The following is a 19,132-nucleotide window of genomic DNA, read 5'->3' on the forward strand; positions in this document are numbered from 1 at the left end:
AGTGTCTGACAGCCACGATTTTGACCTGATAGTGATTGGCGCCGGCTCCGGTGGAGTGCGGCTGGCAAGAATGTCTGCTCAGCGGGGCGCGCGGGTAGCGGTTGTGGAATCCCGCCAGCTGGGCGGTACCTGTGTGAATATTGGTTGTGTTCCGAAAAAACTGTTTGTTTACGGGGCGCACGTCAGGGAAGAGCTGGAAGACGCCGCCGGCTATGGCTGGAACATCCCCACAGACGACGTAAGCTTCGACTGGCCCACCCTGGTGGCCAACAAGAATGCCGAAATCGAGCGCTTGAACGGCATTTATGGCCGGCTGCTGGAAAACGCCGGTGTTGAAATTATCAACGGCACGGCCAGCCTTCAGGGCCCCAACACCGTTGCCGTCGGTGACAAGACCTACAGCGCAAAACACATTACCGTAGCCACTGGTAGCTGGCCGGTAGTGCCGGATATCCCCGGCAAGGAATGCCTGCTCACCTCCAATGACATGTTCTACCTGCCTCAGTTGCCACGTCACGCGGTGATCTGGGGTGGCGGCTATATTGCCGTTGAATTCGCCGGCATTCTGGCGGGGCTGGGTGTGGAAACCACCTTGCTGTACCGGGGTGACCTGTTCCTGCGCGGTTTCGATGGTGACGTTCGCCGCTTTACCGAAACGGAAATGCGCAAGAAAGGCGTGGATCTGCGCTTTGGCGTAACCATCAACTCGGTGGAATCCAGGGACGACCACTACCAGGTCAACCTCAGTAATGGCGACACCCTTGAAACCGGACTGGTTATGGCGGCAACGGGCCGTCGTGCGCTGGTGGACGGGCTTGGTCTGACCGATCTCGGTGTGGAGCTGACGGCGTCGGGCCATGTGAAGGTCGATGACCACTTCCAGACTGCTGTACCGTCCGTGTATGCGCTGGGTGATGTGATCGGAACGCCGCAGCTGACCCCGGTAGCCCTGGCACAGGCCATGGTGCTGTCACGCCGTTTGTTTGGCGATGGTCAGGGCGACATGGATTACAGCGCTATTCCGACGGCAGTGTTCTGCCAGCCGAATATTGGTACCGTGGGCCTGACTGAAGAAGAGGCGAGGGAAGCGGGCCATCAGGTGAGTGTTTTCCGGTCAGAATTCCGGCCTATGAAATACACCCTGAGTGGCCGTGAAGAACGCTGCCTGATGAAGCTCGTGGTCGACAAAGAGACCGACAAGGTGCTGGGCGCCCACATGGTCGGCCCGGATGCCGGTGAAATCACCCAGGGCCTGGCGGTGGCCATCAAGGCCGGAGCCACCAAGGCCCAGTTCGATTCCACCATCGGCATTCACCCCACCTCGGCGGAGGAGTTTGTCACCATGCGGGAGCCGGTGGCTTAATCCTCACCGGATAGCTGGAAGGGCAGGTCAAAGCGGAAATAGGCTCCCTGTCCAAGGTCGGTATCGACCTGGACGTGGCCTCCCATCAGCTCTACCAGCCGCTGCACCATGGATAAACCCAGCCCGCTGCTGGCCTGCATGCGGGTTGCGGTTCCTGCCAGCGACTGTTCATAGTGCGGCAACAGGTTGTCGAGCCTCTGGCCCGCATTGTTCGAGCCGGAATCACTGACTGTGCAGTTGAGCACCGCTTGCTTGGCATCAGCGGATGACCAGCTGGCCCGGACGCTGATATAGCCGTCTGTGGTGTATTTGAGTGAGTTCCCAAGCAAGCCCGCCAGAACCTGACGAACCCGGGCAGAATCCCCAAGAACCAGGGCCTTTTCCGGCCAGCTTCCCTGAAAGTGCAGCTCCAGCATCAGCCCTTGTTGCTCGGCCGCAAGGCGGTACGAAGCCGCACAGTTACTGATCAGGTTGCGCAGGTCGAACTCCTGGTGCGCCAGTTCAAAGTGACCGTTTTCCATCTGCGCGAAGTCCAGCATGTCGGAAATAACCGTCATCAAATCCTGGGTAGACTTGCGGGCAGTTTCCAGATAATCCATCTGCTGTTTGCTCAACGGTTCCTCGTGCACCAGGTCAATCATACCCAGCACACCTTTCAGGGGTGTTCGCAATTCCTGGCTCATGCCGGCCAGGAACTCCGACTTGGCCTGGCTGGCGTGTTCGGCCTTTTCCCTGGCGGTTTCCGAGAGGGCGAGGGTCTTTTCCCGGGATTCCCGGGATTCCCGGGCTTGCCCCAGATGCAGGGCCAGTTGGTTCAGCTGCTGCTGAATACTGGCAATTTCGCGGCCTCCGCCGTGAGTTTCGATGGGCTGTTCTTCGTAATCCCCCTGCATCAACAGGTTTACCCGGCCGGATAACTGGTTGATGGCACGGAAAATAGCGCTGAGAAAATGATTCACCAACAGCATGGTGAATAACAGCATGGCAATGCCCACCGACAACGATGACCACAGCACTTCCTGCTGTCTTTCTTCCAGGATCCGGGGGCTGACAGCCACCTCAAGGGTGCCCACACGCAGTGAGCCGGTGCTGAAGTTCCACTGGCCCGCCAGCCAGTCCGTTCCTGAGGAAAGCTCGACCGGTTCCTGCAGTATCTCTGCGGAATAGATCATCGGGGAGCCCGCAGTGCGATCACCAGATTCGGTGCTATTGCCAACAAATCCGATTTCTTCGCCAACCACATCCGTTACCCGGAGCCATTCCGCCTTGCTGCGCCTGAGCGACTGCCGCAGAACCTGTTCCAGGGCCCCGCGGTTACCGGAAACCACGGCGTATTCCAGGGCCGGTGCCAGGCTGTCCGCGAACAGCTGGCTGCTTTCAGCCAGGTCACGGCGTGAATCTTCCAGCCGGGCCGAGGTAAAGAACGCCATCAGCACCACAAACATCACGGCTGCGGGCAACACTCCGATCAATAACCGGCGGGACAGCGACATGCCGGACTTTTGCTCCGGGCGGCTCATTCTCCGGCCTCCTGCTGTTCCTGGATGAATCGGTCAACCGCCTGTGCAATCCATTCCCGGTCGGGCAGGGGAATGTTCAGAGAGCGTGCGACCTGCTGGTTGACCTCTACGCGATATTCATCCGGATAGGCGGGTGCCGGCAGCTTTCCGGTTTCAAAGAATGCCAGCAAATAATCCGCGGTCTGTTTTGCCATGGTTGTAAAAGGTGCGTAGCTGGATGCCAGGGCGCCGGCCTTGACGTAGGCCTGGCTGGGGCCGATCAGGATTCGACTACGGCGGTAGGCGGTCAGCAGGATATGTTTGATGTTACGGGGGTTGTAGATCTTGTCATCCAGCCCCGCCAGTACAAAATCACCGTAGGTCAGGGCGCGGTTAAGGCTTGGAATCAGCTGGTCGTCGCTGCTGACGATAAACATTCGGCCTTCCAGCCCGTAAGCCGGCAACTGTTCGATCAAAGGCTCATACATGTCTGCTGAATCAAGCGTGGCCAGAACACTGACGCGGGTAGCCTGGGGCAGGATCGCCTTGCCTGTCAGCGCCTGGCGCAGTAGCGGGACGTCGTAGAACACCGCGGTCAGCTGCTCCCCGGTCTTGTCCAGGTAATTCGATATCGCCCGCTTTTCCACCAGTAAGGCGATAATCGGTGCCGTGATTTCCTTATCCAGGAGCCCCGAAAAGGCTGCGGGCCCTATGGCTATAACCGGTCTGCCCGAGGCTACGGGCAAATGCTTTGCTTCAAGGGGCACCAGGTCAACCCGGCCATCCAGCTCCTTGCTGACCAGGTTGGTCATATGCTGATCCAGCGCGGCATTGCCTGAGCCTTCAATGTAGGCCACCGGGTGTGTGATTGCGGCCGCCTGAACTTTCGAGGCCATCCATAAAAAACAAAGCAATAGCCAGAAGGCCATGCCAAGTGAATGTCGCAAAGATTTATGCACGGTTATTGTCATACCTTCCTGGCTGGTGTCGACATACATCATGGGTGCGTTCTGTTTCCATCAGAACCGGAGACCGGCTTCGACAAAGAACTGGTTATGGTCTTCGATATTATTGTCGGAGCTTAGCTCCGGATCCCGGTTCAGGTAGTGCTGCACGGTGAATGCCAGTTCGGCGCTGTATCGCGGGCCGAAAAAGCTCTTGCTGACCCGGGTGTCTATACGTTCAAACTGGGTATTGAACTCGTCTGCCCAGTAAAACGCCGAGGCAAACCGGAACCCCAGTGGCAAATCCTGGATGGCGGCAAGGCTGCCTGAATGGCGCACAGACATGCGGGTGAGCAGGGCGGCTGCCTTGTCCTGGGTATCGGTGTCGACATTGCCGTCCGCCCCGATGATCGGAGTGCCCGAGTACCATGTGTCCTGGTCCAGGTAGCCGTAGCTGGCCCGGAGGGTGGTGCCCGGGAAGTCCAGGGACGCCTCTACCTCGAAGCCCTTTTGGTCGACCGCCACGTTGTTGTCGATGGTCCATTCTTTGAGCTGAATGACTCCGCTGATCATATCCCTGAGCTCGTCCTTAAAGCCGCGGACCTCAAGTGAAAACAATGCGGAATCCATCGGGAACTGGCCAAAATAACTTATTTCACGGGAGGTTATGCGCTCTTCCTGCAAGTCTTTGTCAAGAGTTAAAACATCTACGTCTTCCGCAGCTGCATAGGTATCAACCCGAAAACCCTCGAGGTCTGAATAGATCGCCGGCCGCACATTCGAGAGCGTGTAACCCCAGTCGGGGTTCTGTTCGAATTCATCCGGTGTACGCACGGCTTCGGAATAGACCAGTCGCAGCGCATGGCGGTTGCTCAGCGTGAAGTTGGCGGCAACGCGAGGTGAGAAATAACCTTCGTCGGTGGTGCTGGTGTGTTCCCAGTTGCCGCCGGCGTTCAGGGTCATAAAGGAGATCGGCGTGTATTCCAGGTTACCGAAGTAGCGGGACTGATAGCTGTTGCCACGGCCGTTGAAGTAGGTTTCCGAGCGATAGGTGTCTTTGCGGAAGCCAGCGCCAGAAACAAGCTTCAGGTTGTCGCTGAACAGCAGGGTGTCCTGAAACTCAAATTCCAGGCGGGTGTCTTCGGAGTTGGCGTTTACCGTAGCGAAGGCCATTTCTTCGCCGCTGCTGGTAAAGCACAGTCGTTCACGGTCATCTCCATTGTCGAAGTAGGTATATTGGTAAAGCGGAGTTCCGTCGCGCAGGCACTGGGCAGTATTGTCGGGGAAGGAAACGGCGTAGGCCTGCCGGCGATCAAAATTCTCGACGGCTGCCTGGATGTGGAAAAAGTGCCGGTCTGACGTGGCATAGTTAAACCGGGTTTGCAGGTAGAAATCGCTGACCTCGATATCCGGGTTTTCCAGCGGCTCCAGATCGCCGCTTTTGAAGCGATCCTGGTAATTGGTGCCATCGACCACACCACCGCGAAGCTCCAGGTTTGCCTGGCTGTTCAATTGCAGGCGGGAGTCGTAGGTAAACGAGTTGATGTCGTGGCCGTCGTCAAACGGTTCCTTTTCGCCCCCTTCGATCTGATAGTCGAAGCCGTCAAACTTGCGCTTTTCGTAAGTCAGGCGCCAGTCATAGTCAGACCCCGTATGACCGACAGACCCGAAGGTTCTCAGGTGCCCCCGCGAGCCCCTGGTAACCTTGAACTCGGCGCCACCGGTGTCAGCCGGGTCCCGGGTAATGATGTTGATGGTGCCGAGAAACGCATTAATGCCGTAGGCTGCCGAGTTTGGGCCCCTGGCTACTTCGATACGCTCAATCATCTCCAGCGGCACCGGCATGGTTTCCCAGTCCATATCCGACAGGGTGGCCCGGTGCGCCGTGCGGCCATCCACCAGAACCTGCATACGGCGCTGCTCGTAGTGAACGGTACCGTGGTAGGTGGTTACCGGTGTGTGGCTGCCAACAAAATTGACCACCATGCCGGGCACCAGGCGGAACACTTCGTACAGGTTAACAATGCCCAGGTTGCGAATCAGGTCGCCATCGATCACGGTGGTGCTGCCGGGAACCCGGGTTTTGGGCTGGCGCAACCGGGTAGTGGTAAGCACTTCCGGGATGTCTTCATTGAAACCGGCATAGAAACCATTGCTGAATTCCTGCTCGCTTTGGGCAAGGGCCTTTGGCGCAACAGCAGCGGTTATGGAAACAGCTAACAAGCCGAGCTTAAATCGGGCTGAAAGTGCCGGTTTTCGGGGCAGGGTTGCTGCCAGGTAATTCGTAATGGGCATGGGTGTCGTTCTATAATTTGCCGAGCAGGCAGATTAGTTGCGTTTATTGCCTAATCGTAGGGTAGATCGGGCGATTTGTCTCGAGAAACATTACAAATCTTCCATGACCGGAGTTGCGAATTTATGAATTGTTGGGACATTCTGGGTATCGAGCCAACCGATAACCGGGAGCGGATACGGCAGGCTTACGAACAACAGATGAAGTTCGCCTCTGACCACGAAGCCGAAGCCCTCAGGCAGGCCTACCAGGAAGCAACGGGCCATGCCCCGTCGGCGGCAAAGGCACCGTCTGAGCCTGAATCACGGCCTGAACCACGGCCTGAGCCTCGGGTTGCTGCCGCAGATGCCCCGGAATCGACGGCCCCAATGGATGGCAACGACGCCCAGATCGTCCGTGAGGTGATTATCCAGGTTCGTGCACTGCTGAACGACAACTATCGACAGCAGGATGTAAATATCTGGAAGGCGATTCTGTGTGAACCGCCAGCAGATCAGATGCCGTTACGGCGGGAGATTGCCAGCCAGCTGGAGCACCAGGTGCGGCCCATGGCCGAGAACGGCAGTTTCCCGGCACCGGTTGCCCGCTTTCTGGGGGACTGGTTTGAATGGTTCAGCGTGCAGGAGGCCAATCCGGAACCGGATGAGAGAAACTATCCGGAATCCGGAATGGCCGATGACCAGGGTTTTGATAACCAGGCCGAACAGCCGCCGCAGATGATGAATTTCTGGCCGGCGGTGATCGGCTGGATTGTCGGGCTGGCTATTCTGGCAGCATTATTCGGTGGTATGGGCGGCAGCTGAGGCCTGCTCGATCTTTACCCGGTACCTCTGGGCCAGGATGGCCCCTACAATCACCTGAATCTGGTTGTAGCACATAATGGGCAGCACGATCATGCCAAACCCGGGGTGGCCGGAGAACAGCACCTTGGCCATCGGCAGTCCTGACGCCAGGCTCTTCTTGGAGCCACAGAACACCACCGCGGCTTCGTCTTCCAGGCTGAAGCCCAGTTTTCTCACCATCAGCCGTGCAATCAGCATAAACAGCGCCAGCAACCCGAAGCAGAGGACAATCGCCAGCACAATGGCCTGAACCGGCAGGTTCTGCCAGAGCCCGCTGACCACAGAGTGGGAGAAGGCGGAATAGACGATAATCCAGATAACGCACTGATCGTAGCGTGCCATCAGCTTCTCGTTCCTGCCCAGGAACCCGCCCAGCCATGGCCGCAGGGCGTGGCCCACCGCAAACGGCAAGAGCAACTGAAGGATAATGTCCTTGAGTGCTTCAAGCACCGCAAATTCGCCGGTGCCAGACGTGGAAACCAGCAACAGCAACAGAAACGGTGTCAGCATCATGCCAAACACATTGGAGGCGGCCGCACTGCAGATGGCTGCCGGCACATTGCCCCGGGCCATGGCGGTGTAGGCAATGGAAGAGGACACCGCTGAAGGCAGTACCCCCAGATAGAGGAATCCCAGCCCCAGGTCTTTCGGCATCCAGTCCGGTGCTATGCCGCTAAGTGCGTTGACCGGAAGTACTGCCAGCGGAAAGAACACGAAGGTGAGGGAAGTGATCAGGATGTGCAGCCGCCAGTGGGTGGCGCCATCAATAATCTGTTGCCGTGAGAGTGCCGCACCGTGAAAAAAGAACAGCAGCGCAACCGCCATGGTGCCAGTGGTGGCCAGGGCATCGGCCGCACTTCCCGTTACCGGCAGGAAAGATGCCAGGACAATGGCGCCCAGCAACAACAATGTGAAGGTGTCTATCCGGAACTTCACCGCTTAACCCTCCCCGGTCAGGGCTTTCAGGCTTGGAGTGAGCAGGGCGCGGGACAGCGCTTCGGCCTTGGCTGCATCTTTACGTCGGATAGCCGCCAGCAGCAGTTCATGGTCTTCCTGGGAGGGTTCCGGAAGGTCAGAGTCGGTTTCTGTCTGTTCAATAGTCTGACTGACTGCGTGGGAAAAGTAGTCGTAGAGCTCGATCAGTGCCGAATTGCCGGACGCCCGTACCAGCGCGTGGTGAAAGTGCTCGTCGTGCTGTATGCGCTCGGAAACCCGCTCTCCGGCGGCAGCCCGTGCATCCAGGGCACTGGTCATGGCCTTCAGATCCTGCTCGGTTCTCCGCCCGGCGGCGAGCCTGGCCGCTTCGGTTTCCAGCATGATCCTAACCTCTATCTGCTCCGCCAGTTTGCTGCGGGCAATGCGCCGGAGAGTCTCTCCGGCATCCCGATTGGCCCTTACGTAGGTACCGTCGCCCTGACGGGTTTCCAGCATGCCAACGTGAACAAGTACCCGGACCGCTTCCCGGATGGTGTTACGGCTGATACCCAGAGCCTCCGAAAGCTCTGCTTCTACAGGTAAGCGAGTACCTACTGGCCATTCACCGCTTTCAATATTCTGACGAAGGCTTTCAATGGCCGTTTCCACCAGGGAGCCTTTTCGGATCGGTTTGAGCATTGTGGATCATCCCTCGATATGATGAACCAATCATCCTATGAATTAGCGATAAGTTCAAGCCGTGCAGGGCAGCGGCTTGAACGGGAGTCAGGCGTTTTCGGAGTGGGGTTTCAGGAACTGATAGTCGGCTGTATCGACAAACCGTGTGGCAAAGCGGTAACTGAAGGTAAAGCCTGGCCAGTTCACAGTGTTGCGACCGTGCTCGTCCAGATACCATGAGGTACAGCCGGCCTCCCACACGCTGCCATCCAGCCCCCTTTGTACTACCTGGCTGTAACGGCTCTGGCGGTCTTCCCGCACATCCATTACCTGCCCCGGATAGCGGGACAGTGCCCTGAGCGCGCTCAGCACGTAGCGGAACTGGGATTCCAGCATGTACAGAATAGAGTTATGGGCCAGGTTAGTATTGGGGCCATACAACATGAACAGGTTCGGAAATCCGCTTACGGTGATGCCTTTGAATGCCTTGCTGCCATTGGCCCAGGCCTCGTTCAGGGACACGCCGTTGCGGCCGGTAATGTGGATGGGCGACAGGAATTCGGTGGCCCGGAAGCCGGTGCCGAGAATGATCACATCCGCAGGCCGGTGTTCACCGGTTTCCGACACCACGCCCGTTTCGTCAAACCGGGTGATGCCACCGGTAGTCAGGTTCACGTGGGGCTCGTTTACAGCGCGGTACCAGTCGTTGGAAATCAGGATGCGCTTGCAGCCAATCCGGTATTCCGGAATCAATTCGGCGAGCTTGTCCGGGTCGGTTACCCAGCGGCGCGCTTCGTTGCGGGCGCGATTGGCAAAGAACTCGAGTAATCCCGAGAAACGGGTGAACGCCAGGGCGCGCACTTCGTTCTTCAGGTAAATCATCCCGCGATACAGCCGGTCCCACAGGGGCAGCTTTGCGAACAGTGTTTGTTCCAGCGGGGTGAAGGTTTTGTCCGGTTTGGGCAGCACCCATGCGGCAGAGCGCTGGTAAAGGTCCAGGTGGGCCGCCTTCGCAGTAATTTCCGGCACAAACTGGATGGCACTGGCGCCGGTGCCGATGACGGCAACCCGTTTGCCCTCCAGGTTGATGTCGTGGTTCCAGCGGGCAGAATGGAAACTCTCACCGCCGAAATCCTCCAGGCCGGGAATATCCGGCATGGCAGGGCGATTAAGCTGACCGGTTGCGGTAATCAGTACATCGGCCCGGAAGGTGTCGCCGGCGCCAGTGGTTATCTGCCATTGGTTGGTCTGTTCATCAAACTCGGCGGATTCCACTGCTTGGTTGAATCGGATCAAAGGCTCAAGGTTGTGTTTGCGAACGCAGGATTCGATGTAATCCAGAATCTCCGGCTGGGTGCCGAATTTCCGGGTCCAGTCGTGCTTGGGCTCAAACGAGTAGGAATACAGGTGCGATTGCACGTCGCAGGCGGCACCGGGGTAGGTGTTGTCCCGCCAGGTTCCGCCCACGGCCCCCGCTTTTTCCAGCAGGGTAATGTCGCGGATACCCGCTTTCTGCAGCTGGATGGCCATGCCAATGCCACCAAAACCGGTGCCGATGATAATAACCGAAGGGGATTTGTGCTGCTGTTTCCGGCGTCGTGTCATGGAGACTGCTTCCTGGACGTTTGTTTTTATATGACACGACTATAACCGGCTGACGCCGGAACCAAAAGACTGTTTCAATCAGATCCGATGGCCGGGACGCTCACATATTGGCAGCGCTGGCGTGGGCAGTATTGTGCCAGTCGACGGTTTCCGGCTGGGCGCTGTCTCCGGCAAACAGGTGACCCACCGCAGGGATGGCGTACCATAATTCGCCCCGGGTGGGGTTATGGCGGGCAAACTCGCCATGGCTCATGCCCACTTCCCAGATTTCATTGCTTTCCCAGCCTTCAGGAGCCAGCTCGATGCGCACCTCCGAACCAATCAGGCTGATGGCTTCGATCCGCAGCGGCAGGCGGGCGTGGGCGGCCGGAGCCTTGGCCAGCTGCACTTCGTGGGGGCGAAGGTACAACTGGGCTTCCTGGTTATTCATCACACCGGGCAGGGCTACCCGCGCGTTGCCCTGCACCAGGCTCTGGCCCTTCACCACACCGGACAGCACGTTTACATGGCCCAGGAAGTCGAACACAAAGCGGCTTTCCGGGCGGGCATACAGACCAGTCGGGCTATTCACCTGCTCAACCTTGCCCTGGCTCATTACGACCACCTGGTCAGACAGTTCCAGTGCTTCTTCCTGATCGTGGGTTACAAAGATACTGGTGAAGTGGAATTCATCGTGCAAGGCACGCAGCCAGCGGCGTAGATCCTTACGCACCTTGGCGTCCAGTGCGCCGAACGGTTCGTCCAGCAGCAGGATGCGTGGCTTGGTAGCTAGGGCCCGCGCCAGCGCGACACGCTGCTTCTGGCCACCGGACAACTGGGCCGGATAGCGGTCTGCCAGCTGTGGCAGCTGAATCATTTCCAGCAGTTTCGCTACCCGTTCGTTGATTTCCTGCTTCGAGGGCCGGCTCCTGCGGGGCAGGGATTCCAGGCCGAAGGCGATGTTCTGGGCGACCGTAAGGTGCTTGAACAGGGCGTAGTGCTGGAAAACGAAACCGATGTTTCTGTCCCGAACGTGCAGGTTACTGACATCGTCGCCACCAAACAGCACCCGGCCGGAATCCGACGATTCCAGCCCGGCAATAATCCGCAGCAACGTGGTCTTGCCGGAACCGGATGGCCCGAGCAGGGCGGTCAGCTTGCCTTCCGGTATATCCAGAGAGACATCGTTCAGGGCCTGGAACTTGCCGAAAGATTTCTTGATGCGGTCGATTGTGATGCTCATATCATGCACCTCCTGTTTTCGGCGCCGGGTGTTCAAGTCGGGACTGTCGCCATTCCACAATGGCCTTGGCGATCAGTGTCAGTATGGCGATAGCCGCCAGCAGCGAGGCCGCGGCAAACGCGCCGGCCACGTTGTAATCCTGATAAAGCAGTTCAACATGCAGCGGTAAGGTATTGGTTTGTCCGCGAACATTGCCGGACACCACAGACACCGCACCGAACTCGCCCACGGCCCGGGCGTTGGTGAGCACCACGCCGTAAATCAGTGCCCATTTGATGTTGGGCAGGGTGATCTTGCGGAAAATCCGCCAGCCGGATGCGCCCAGAACCACGCCGGCTTCTTCCTCTTCACTGCCTTGTTGCTGCATCAGAGGAATCAGTTCCCGGGCCACGAAGGGGCAGGTTACAAACACCGTAACCATGACAATGCCGGGCCAGGCAAACATCAGCTGAACATCGTGGCTGCTCAGCCAGCCACCCAGCCAGCCATTGCGTCCATACAGCAGCAGGTAAAGCAAACCGGCCACCACCGGAGACACGGCAAACGGAATATCAATCAGGGTGATCAGCAGTTTGCGGCCGGGAAAGCGGAACCGGGTAACGGCCCAGGCCAGTGCCGTACCGAACACCAGGTTCAGCGGCACCGTCAGCAGGGCCACCAGCAGCGTCAGCCCGATGGCGTGCAGGCTGTATTCGTCCAGAATGTTATCGCTGAAGGTGCTCCAGCCGGCACTCAGCGCTTCGGTAAAGATCACCACCACCGGAATGACCAGCAGGATCACGGTCAGGCTCACCGCCAGGCCGATCAGGCTGCGGCGAACCCAGGGCTGGTCACCGACTCTGTGCTGTTCCGCCGACATCTATCGACCCTCCAGCCGGCGCAGATACCGGCCTTGCCACAGATTGATGGCAAACAGCAGCACCAGGGAGACCAGCAAGACCATAGAGGCGATGGCACTGGCGGCGGCGTAGTCGTATTCCTGCAGGCGCACGAAGATCATCAGGCTGGTCACTTCGCTGACATAGGGGGTGTTGCCGGCAATAAAGATAATGGCGCCGAACTCACCAAGGCTGCGGGTGAAGGACAAGGCAATGCCGGTCACCAGGGCTGGCCACAGGGACGGGAAAATCACTTTCCGGAAAACCCGGGCATCGGAGGCACCAAGGCTGACAGCGGCCTCTTCATCCGCCGGAGACAGCTCTTCCAGAACCGGTTGAACGGTGCGCACCACAAACGGAATGCTGGTGAAGGCCATGGCAACCACGATACCCAGCGGGGTAAAGGCAACCTCAATACCGGCTTTTGCCAGCACCTGGCCATACCAGCCGTTCTGGGCGAACAGGGTAGCCAGGGTGATGCCGGCAACCGCCGTGGGCAGGGCGAAGGGCAGGTCGACAACCGCATCGATCAGCCGCTTGCCGGGGAATTCATAGCGCACCAGCACCCAGGCCAGGAGCAACCCGAACAGGCCGTTGAACAACGAGGCTGCCAGCGCAGTCCAGAGAGTCACCTTGTAGGATTCGATCACCCGGGGATCGGTGATGGTGAATACGAACTGATCCCAGGTCATGCCGGAGGTTTCCACGACCAGCCCGGTCAGGGGCAGCAGCAACACGAGGCTGACAAAGAACAGGGATATACCGAGGCTCAGACCAAACCCCGGTAACACCCGTTTGCTTCGACCAGCAAAGCGCCGCACGGGGGCGGCGCCTGCTTGAGCGGATACCGACATGCTCGCCTCTTACCGCCGACGCTGCAGCTGGTCGAGTTTGCCGCCACTGGTGAAGTGAACCTTCATGGCGTTTTCCCAGCCACCGGCGATTTCATCGATGGACTTGAGCTTGAGCTCCTTGAAGCGGTCGGCGTTCTCGGCTTTCACAACCTCATTGTGAACCCGGTAGTTAAAGCCGGCCAGCAGGCGCTGGGATTCTTCAGAATACAGATGGGTCAGGTATTCCTTCGCCAGCTCTTCGGTGCCGTTCTGCCTTACGTAGTCATCAATCCAGGTGACCGGGAACTCGGCCAGGAAGCTCACGTTGGGGGTGACCACTTCGTACTCATCGCCCAGACGGTCGGCCAGGTTGAGCACTTCGGATTCAAAGGTCAGCAGGGCATCGCCAATGCCACGCTCAACGAAGGTGGTGGTGGCTCCGCGACCGCCGCTGTCGAATACCCGTACCTGGCCCAGGAAATCCGCCAGGAACTGGTCAACCTTGTCCTCATCGTCGCCGAATGTGTCCTGGGCATAACCCAGCGCGGCCAGGTAGGTGTAACGGCCGTTACCGGAGGTTTTCGGGTTCGGCATCACCAGGGCAACGTCTTCGCGAACCAGGTCATCCCAGTTCTGGATGTTCTTCGGGTTGTCCTTGCGAACCAGGAACGCCATGGTGGAATAGTAAGGGGAGCTATTGTTGGGCAGGCGCTCGGCCCAGTTTTCGGGGATCAGCTCGCCGCGTTCGTGAAGAATATCGATGTCGGTCACCTGGTTGAAGGTGGCCACATCGGCTTTCAGACCCTGAATAATGGCCTGGGCCTGCTTGGAAGAACCGGCGTGAGACTGGTTAACTTCAAGGGTTTCACCGGTCTTTTCCTGCCAGTGCTTCTTGAATTCCACGTTGTAGGCGGCGAACAGCTCGCGGGCAATATCGTAAGAGGTATTGAGCAGCTCCCGGTCAGCGGCAAGGGCTGGTTGGGCGGAGAGCAGGGCGGCGCCCAGTGCAAATCCTTTTAGCAGGTGTTTCATGGAAAGCTCCTCAGATTGGAATCAGTGAATCTGAGGAGCAATCTAGCAAAGGTTTCTAAGAACTAAAAATACTAAAAATAAATAATAAAAGCACTTAAGGGAATATGCGTCAGTACTTCAACAGGGCGGAACCCCAGGTAAAGCCACCGCCAAACGCTTCCAGCAACACCACCTGGCCCCGCTGAATGCGACCATCCCGAACGGCTTCATCCAGCGCCAGGGGCACAGAGGCGGCCGAGGTGTTGCCATGGCGGTTAACGGTGACCACAACCTGGTCCATCGACATACCGAGCTTGCGGGCGGTGGCGGAAATAATCCGCAGGTTGGCCTGGTGCGGCACCAGCCAGTCAATGTCGGATTTCTCCATCTGATTGGCTTCGAGGGTTTCATCGACGATCCTGCCCAGGGTGTTTACCGCCACCTTGAACACTTCGTTACCCTTCATCTCTACAAACGCCTTGCCGGCCTTTACCGCATCGAAGTCGTTGGCGACACCGCAGGGCACGTGCAGCAGCTCTTCATAGCGGCCATCGGCGTGCAGGTGTGTAGACAGAATGGCGGTTTCTTCACTGGCCTCCAGAATAACCGCGCCGGCGCCATCGCCGAACAGTACGCAGGTGCCCCGATCGTCCCAGTTGAGAATGCGGGAGAATACCTCGGCTCCGATCACCAGCGCCTTCTTGCTGGAGCCGGTGCGGATGAACTTTTCTGCAGTGGCCAGGGCGTACACAAAGCCGCTGCACACGGCCTGGATATCGAACGCGGGGCAGCCCTCGATACCAAGGCGGGCCTGCAGAATACAGGCACAGCTGGGGAAGACTTTATCGGGCGTGGTGGTGGCAAACACAATCAGGTCGATGTCTTTGGCATCGATGCCCGCGGCTTCAATGGCCCTCAGGGCAGCCTGTTCGGCAAGGTCTACGGCGGTTACCCGGCCCACAATCTCGTGCCCGGGAATAACCGGGTACTTCGAGCCGCCCCAATCGTTCTCGACGGTGTGGAGATCGCTGTGGCAGACACCGCAGTAGTCGATTTCGATGGCTACGTCGTCGGCACGCAGCTCCCGGCGGTCAATGGCGTAGGGGGCCAGGCCCGAATCCGGCGCAGTGGCGGCGTATGCTTTGGTATTTGCCATTCGATTACTCCTTTTCGGTTTTAATACAGGGATCACGGTACCGGTACGATATGACCGTTACCGTATGTTACCCGACATTCGTCGATTGTAACCTACGTATTCCAGACCATCAGGGATGACCAGATGACACAGATGAAATCTCTCAGGGCGTTCGGCGTTGCCGGGTCCCTGGCCTTGGCCGGGCTGGTAGCCGGCTGTATGCCCGGCACCATCGCCACCGGCGTGGGTACCGGCTTTGTGTATGAACAGAAGCAGGACCACAAACACCGTCATGAAGTAGAGCGGGCCATCGATCAATATGTGCAGGACCATGCCAACTCACCCTGCCGGCACGGCGAAGACCGGGTGATGGAATCCGCCACAGAGATCCTCAGGGAATACCGGCTGACCGGTGTGAATGAAGTGCTCAGCCGCCTTGAACGGATTTACAAAGACGATAGCCAGCCGGACCAGGTCAGGGCCGGAGCGCTGTACAACATGGCTGTACTGGAATCCCGCCGCAAAGAGCCGAACAAGGTGTGGGCAAGGGAGTATTTCAAACGCCTTTATGTAGAGTTCCCGAACGAATACCGCTGCATCTTTGCAGAGTCTGACTGGCGGGATTCGATGATAGAACAGCAATTGCTTCTGCCCGGAGAAACCGTGGAGTCCTTTTTGCGTGATGCCCGTGAGGATGTAGAGCACATGCAGCAGTAGGAGTACACTGGCCAAAAGGCTTTGATGAACAAACTCCTACAACCGACTCGGGCGGGCACAGGCTATGAAGGTAATTGTTATCGGCGCAGGCATTATGGGTGTCACCCTTGCCACACTGGCAAAGGAACTGGCACCCGAGCTGGATATCACCGTACTGGAACGGCTGGATGGCCCGGGAGCAGGCAACTCCTGGGTGTTCAACAACGCAGGAACCGGCCACGAAGCCAACTGCGAGCTCAACTACACCCCGGTGGATGGCGAGGTTATTTCTGTTGAGAAAGCCCTGAAAATCCACGCCCAGTTCAACGTGGCCAAGCAATTCTGGGCCTACCTGGTCGAAAAGGGTGCCATTAAAGACCCCTCTACGTTCATCAACCAGACCAAGCACTGCACCCTGGTCTCGGAATCCTTCATTGAAGAGCTGGCGCTTCGGCACAAGGAAATGTCTGGCCATCATTTCTTCGAAAGTATGCGGTATTCCGATGATTTTGATGAGATAAAAAGCTGGATCCCTTTCACCATGGAAGGCCGGCCGCGCCATGAAAAGATGGCTGCCACGGTGATTGAAACCGGCACGGATGTGAACTTCGGCTCTCTGACAGAACAAATGGCTGCGTACGCTGACCGGGATTTGGGCGTGGCCATTGAGTACGGTGTACACGTAAAGCGGGCACACCGCAGCCCCGCCGGCAGCTGGGTGCTGGAAACCGAGCGCAACGGTACGTCCACCCAATATAAAGCTGACGTACTGTTTGTTGGCGCCGGCGGTGGCGCCTTCCCGCTCCTGAAACGGAGCCATCTTCCGTTTGCCAGGCGCTTTGCCGGCTTCCCGGTGGGTGGCCGTTTCCTGCAGGCGCCGGTTACGCCGGAGCAGGCGGACCAATACCGCGCCAAAACCTATGGCCGGGCAGAAGTGGGCGCACCCCCGATGTCTGTTCCGCACCTGGATCTGCGGGTGGCCAATGGCCAGCATTACCTGTTATTCGGGCCGTTTGCCTCCTTTAAACCGGTTCTTGAGAAAGGCCGGGGCTTTATTGACTATCTCCGCTCCATGCGCCTGCACGACATTCCGGGCCTGTTGAACGTGGCCATGGAGAACTTCCCACTGGTGAAATACCTGGTCTCCGAGACCTTCAAAGGCGAGCAGAGCATGCTGGATTCGCTGGAGAAGTTCGCCCCCGGGCTTGGTGACAAGTTCAACTGGCAAGCCGTGGAAGCCGGACAGCGGGTACAGATTATTAAAGATGGCGACCTGCAGATGGGCACGGAGATTATCGTGTCCAGCGACAAGACCTATGGCACCTTGCTGGGTGCATCGCCCGGAGCCTCGGTTTCGCCAGAAGTGATGTTGCGCGCACTGGAACAGCTGATGCCGGCGCGGTTAAACACAGAGAAAGCCAGGAGCAAGCTAAAAGAAATCTTTCCGGAAGATAACCTGGAAATCCTCGCCAACGATGCCGAGCGCTACCGTGAAATTCGTGACGGGATAAACCATTCGCTAGGCATCGTTTAACGGATCCAGCATTTATACCCGCCGGCGACGGCCTTCCGTTCGCCGGCGGGCCTGTTCCGAATTTACGTAGACAGATTCAGTGAAGGTGGCGTTGGCATGGCCGAGCTCTTCACTGATGTGGCGGATATCCGCGCCGGCCTCGATGGCCTGGCTGGCACCGGTGTGCCGCAGGTAATGAGTTTCGGAGCGAATGGCCAGCATTTGCCTGGCTTCGTCCATGAACCCTTCACGTTCCATACGGTCCGCGGTGGCGACCATGGCTTGCTCGTAGATCCGTTGCACCTGGCGCTTGCCGATGGCATCGCCCTTGGCTGACGGCAGAATGGGCGTGGATTCTCCCGGCACCGGCAACGGAGAGGGAAGCCCCAGATGGCCTCGCCAGCGCTTCAGGTAATCCAGGTAGGCGTCTGGCAGGGTAACTTGCCGGGTTTTGTCGCCTTTACCGAACACCGAATACACCCAGTAGGGTTCGCCATCGACAATGGTTCGGCGGAAATCACCAAAGCAGGGGGTCCGCACCTGGTTCCGGTCCACCGGCCGCGGTGCCAGTTCGCTGACCCGCAGGAACAGGCTTTTCATGGTGACGATCACAAAGAGGTTACGCTCGAATTTCGGGTTGCTGTCCGCCAGTTCAGTGAGGGTTTCCAGCAGGAACGACCATTGCCAGTCCGTCAGCCGCCGCACTTCGGCGTCCCGGTCCTGGTTGAGGCTGGGTTTGGCGTTCCGGTCGCGCTTGCGGACATCAATCATCGGATTTTTGGGCAGATAATCGTGGGCCACCAGGTATTTGAAGAAGGTCTGCAGTGCCGTGCGGCTGGCGTTCAGGCTGGCCTGGGTAACAGAGTAGGGCGCCTGTACGGCTTTGGATCGAAGCGCCATGGGTCGCCAGTCCGGATTGGAACGACGCAGATCTGCCTGAGAGACGAATGCCGGATAGATCCCACGGGATATCCAGGGGGCCGGAGGGGTTTTCAAAAAGGCAAAGTAGCCTGTGATCAGGTCGCTGTCTGCCTGGGCAAGGTGACGGCGGGCAATCAGCCAGGTGTAGTTGAGAAAACGCTGGATTTCGCTTCGAAAACGGTTGTATGTGCCGGAAACATCGCTGTATTTTTCGAGGAAACGGCGGGCGGTGTAGAAGTCCTGACGGGCTTTGTCCGGGTTGATGGGCACCGCATTCAGCGCTGCAAGCAGATCCGGATACAGCGCAAGCTCAGCCTGTTCGTGGATAAGATCAGCGGTATCAAACAGCGGAAAACCGGGAAATCCTGGCCTGGCGTTCATCTGGGCAGCCTTGTTTGCGAATTGTGTTGTACGGTCGGGAAGCCTGAAATGTCCAATACTCCTAAATATTGGACATATTGAGAGTTTATACAATTCAGTGAGTTATCGCCAACTCTTCATGCAGTAACTCTCAAGCGTTTCGGCGCCTCAGGAATTTCTCTGCTTCAGTTGATACGACGATAATGGGGTTTCACAGCGAGTTATGGATATAAAAAACGGCTTATCGGGATTGGTAACCGCCGCTGCGTTCTCGGTGTGCCTGTTTGCGTTTCCAGGTCTTTCAGGTGCAGAGACGCTATGGGATGAACAACCTGCGGTCGTCGAGTTTTCTGTGCCCGTCGAACGGGTAGAGAAAGCGTCAATCTCGGAAGACGGGCTTCTATGTGCGTATTCCAGACCAAGG

At 58.0% G+C, this 19,132-nt stretch carries 17 protein-coding genes; 5 read left to right on the forward strand and 12 right to left on the reverse strand.

Annotated features, from left to right (window positions below):
• Nucleotide 1 precedes the first annotated feature (1 nt).
• Complete coding sequence (gorA, locus tag Q668_RS07540; protein WP_022988996.1) at nt 2-1,363, forward strand: glutathione-disulfide reductase; 1,362 nt, start codon at nt 2-4, stop codon at nt 1,361-1,363.
• Here gorA and Q668_RS07545 read toward each other — a convergent pair.
• From Q668_RS07545 to Q668_RS07555, 3 genes are read right to left on the reverse strand one after another with little or no spacing between them, the layout of a single operon-like run.
• Nucleotides 1,360-2,883, reverse strand: a complete 1,524-nt coding sequence (locus Q668_RS07545; RefSeq protein WP_022988997.1) for a sensor histidine kinase — start codon at nt 2,881-2,883, stop codon at nt 1,360-1,362. The two genes, gorA and Q668_RS07545, sit on opposite strands and share 4 nt — an antisense overlap.
• Nucleotides 2,880-3,863, reverse strand: coding sequence for an ABC transporter substrate-binding protein (locus Q668_RS07550; protein WP_227498316.1), 984 nt, complete (start codon nt 3,861-3,863; stop codon nt 2,880-2,882). Before Q668_RS07550 ends, Q668_RS07545 begins: the two co-directional genes overlap by 4 nt.
• A gap of 18 nt (nt 3,864-3,881) precedes the next feature.
• Nucleotides 3,882-6,101, reverse strand: a complete 2,220-nt coding sequence (locus Q668_RS07555; protein ID WP_022988999.1) for a TonB-dependent receptor plug domain-containing protein — start codon at nt 6,099-6,101, stop codon at nt 3,882-3,884.
• Between the two features lie 123 nt (nt 6,102-6,224).
• Between Q668_RS07555 and Q668_RS07560 the strand changes: the two genes are divergently transcribed.
• Nucleotides 6,225-6,902 (forward strand): J domain-containing protein, encoded by a 678-nt coding sequence (locus Q668_RS07560; protein ID WP_022989000.1) that lies wholly within the window; start codon nt 6,225-6,227, stop codon nt 6,900-6,902.
• On the opposite strand, the gene Q668_RS07565 is transcribed toward Q668_RS07560, so the two are convergent.
• From Q668_RS07565 to Q668_RS07600, 8 genes are all read right to left on the reverse strand, one after another.
• Nucleotides 6,876-7,877, reverse strand: coding sequence for a bile acid:sodium symporter family protein (locus tag Q668_RS07565; protein ID WP_022989001.1), 1,002 nt, complete (start codon nt 7,875-7,877; stop codon nt 6,876-6,878). The genes Q668_RS07560 and Q668_RS07565 overlap by 27 nt on opposite strands.
• Before the next feature lie 3 nt (nt 7,878-7,880).
• Nucleotides 7,881-8,555, reverse strand: coding sequence for a FadR/GntR family transcriptional regulator (locus Q668_RS07570; RefSeq protein WP_022989002.1), 675 nt, complete (start codon nt 8,553-8,555; stop codon nt 7,881-7,883).
• Nucleotides 8,556-8,642: 87 nt separating this feature from the next.
• Entirely contained in the window at nt 8,643-10,139 is a 1,497-nt protein-coding gene (locus tag Q668_RS07575) for a flavin-containing monooxygenase (RefSeq protein ID WP_022989003.1), read from the reverse strand.
• 100 nt (nt 10,140-10,239) lie between these two features.
• Entirely contained in the window at nt 10,240-11,361 is a 1,122-nt protein-coding gene (locus tag Q668_RS17605) for a sulfate/molybdate ABC transporter ATP-binding protein (protein WP_022989004.1), read from the reverse strand.
• A 1-nt stretch (nt 11,362) separates the two neighbouring features.
• Nucleotides 11,363-12,220 (reverse strand): sulfate ABC transporter permease subunit CysW, encoded by an 858-nt coding sequence (cysW, locus tag Q668_RS07585; RefSeq protein WP_022989005.1) that lies wholly within the window; start codon nt 12,218-12,220, stop codon nt 11,363-11,365.
• Nucleotides 12,221-13,093, reverse strand: coding sequence for a sulfate ABC transporter permease subunit CysT (cysT, locus tag Q668_RS07590; RefSeq protein WP_036219422.1), 873 nt, complete (start codon nt 13,091-13,093; stop codon nt 12,221-12,223).
• A 9-nt stretch (nt 13,094-13,102) separates the two neighbouring features.
• Entirely contained in the window at nt 13,103-14,104 is a 1,002-nt protein-coding gene (gene cysP, locus Q668_RS07595) for a thiosulfate ABC transporter substrate-binding protein CysP (RefSeq protein ID WP_022989007.1), read from the reverse strand.
• Nucleotides 14,105-14,213: 109 nt separating this feature from the next.
• Entirely contained in the window at nt 14,214-15,239 is a 1,026-nt protein-coding gene (locus Q668_RS07600) for a beta-ketoacyl-ACP synthase III (protein ID WP_022989008.1), read from the reverse strand.
• A 123-nt stretch (nt 15,240-15,362) separates the two neighbouring features.
• Here Q668_RS07600 and Q668_RS07605 point away from each other — a divergent pair, with 123 nt between their 5' ends.
• Together Q668_RS07605 and Q668_RS07610 are read left to right on the forward strand one after the other, a co-directional pair.
• The gene (locus tag Q668_RS07605) at nt 15,363-15,935 is read left to right on the forward strand and encodes a hypothetical protein (protein ID WP_022989009.1); all 573 of its coding nucleotides are present in this window, start codon (nt 15,363-15,365) and stop codon (nt 15,933-15,935) included.
• A gap of 64 nt (nt 15,936-15,999) precedes the next feature.
• Nucleotides 16,000-17,448 (forward strand): malate:quinone oxidoreductase, encoded by a 1,449-nt coding sequence (locus Q668_RS07610; RefSeq protein WP_022989010.1) that lies wholly within the window; start codon nt 16,000-16,002, stop codon nt 17,446-17,448.
• 12 nt (nt 17,449-17,460) lie between these two features.
• Here the strand turns inward: Q668_RS07610 and Q668_RS07615 are convergent, their stop codons facing one another.
• The gene (locus tag Q668_RS07615; RefSeq protein WP_022989011.1) at nt 17,461-18,729 is read right to left on the reverse strand and encodes a tyrosine-type recombinase/integrase; all 1,269 of its coding nucleotides are present in this window, start codon (nt 18,727-18,729) and stop codon (nt 17,461-17,463) included.
• A 202-nt stretch (nt 18,730-18,931) separates the two neighbouring features.
• Between Q668_RS07615 and Q668_RS17475 the strand changes: the two genes are divergently transcribed.
• A partial coding sequence (locus tag Q668_RS17475) for a hypothetical protein (protein ID WP_227498317.1) occupies nt 18,932-19,132 on the forward strand: 201 nt, incomplete at its 3' end.

The organism is Marinobacter sp. ES-1, from assembly GCF_000475255.1.
GTDB lineage: Bacteria > Pseudomonadota > Gammaproteobacteria > Pseudomonadales > Oleiphilaceae > Marinobacter > Marinobacter vinifirmus.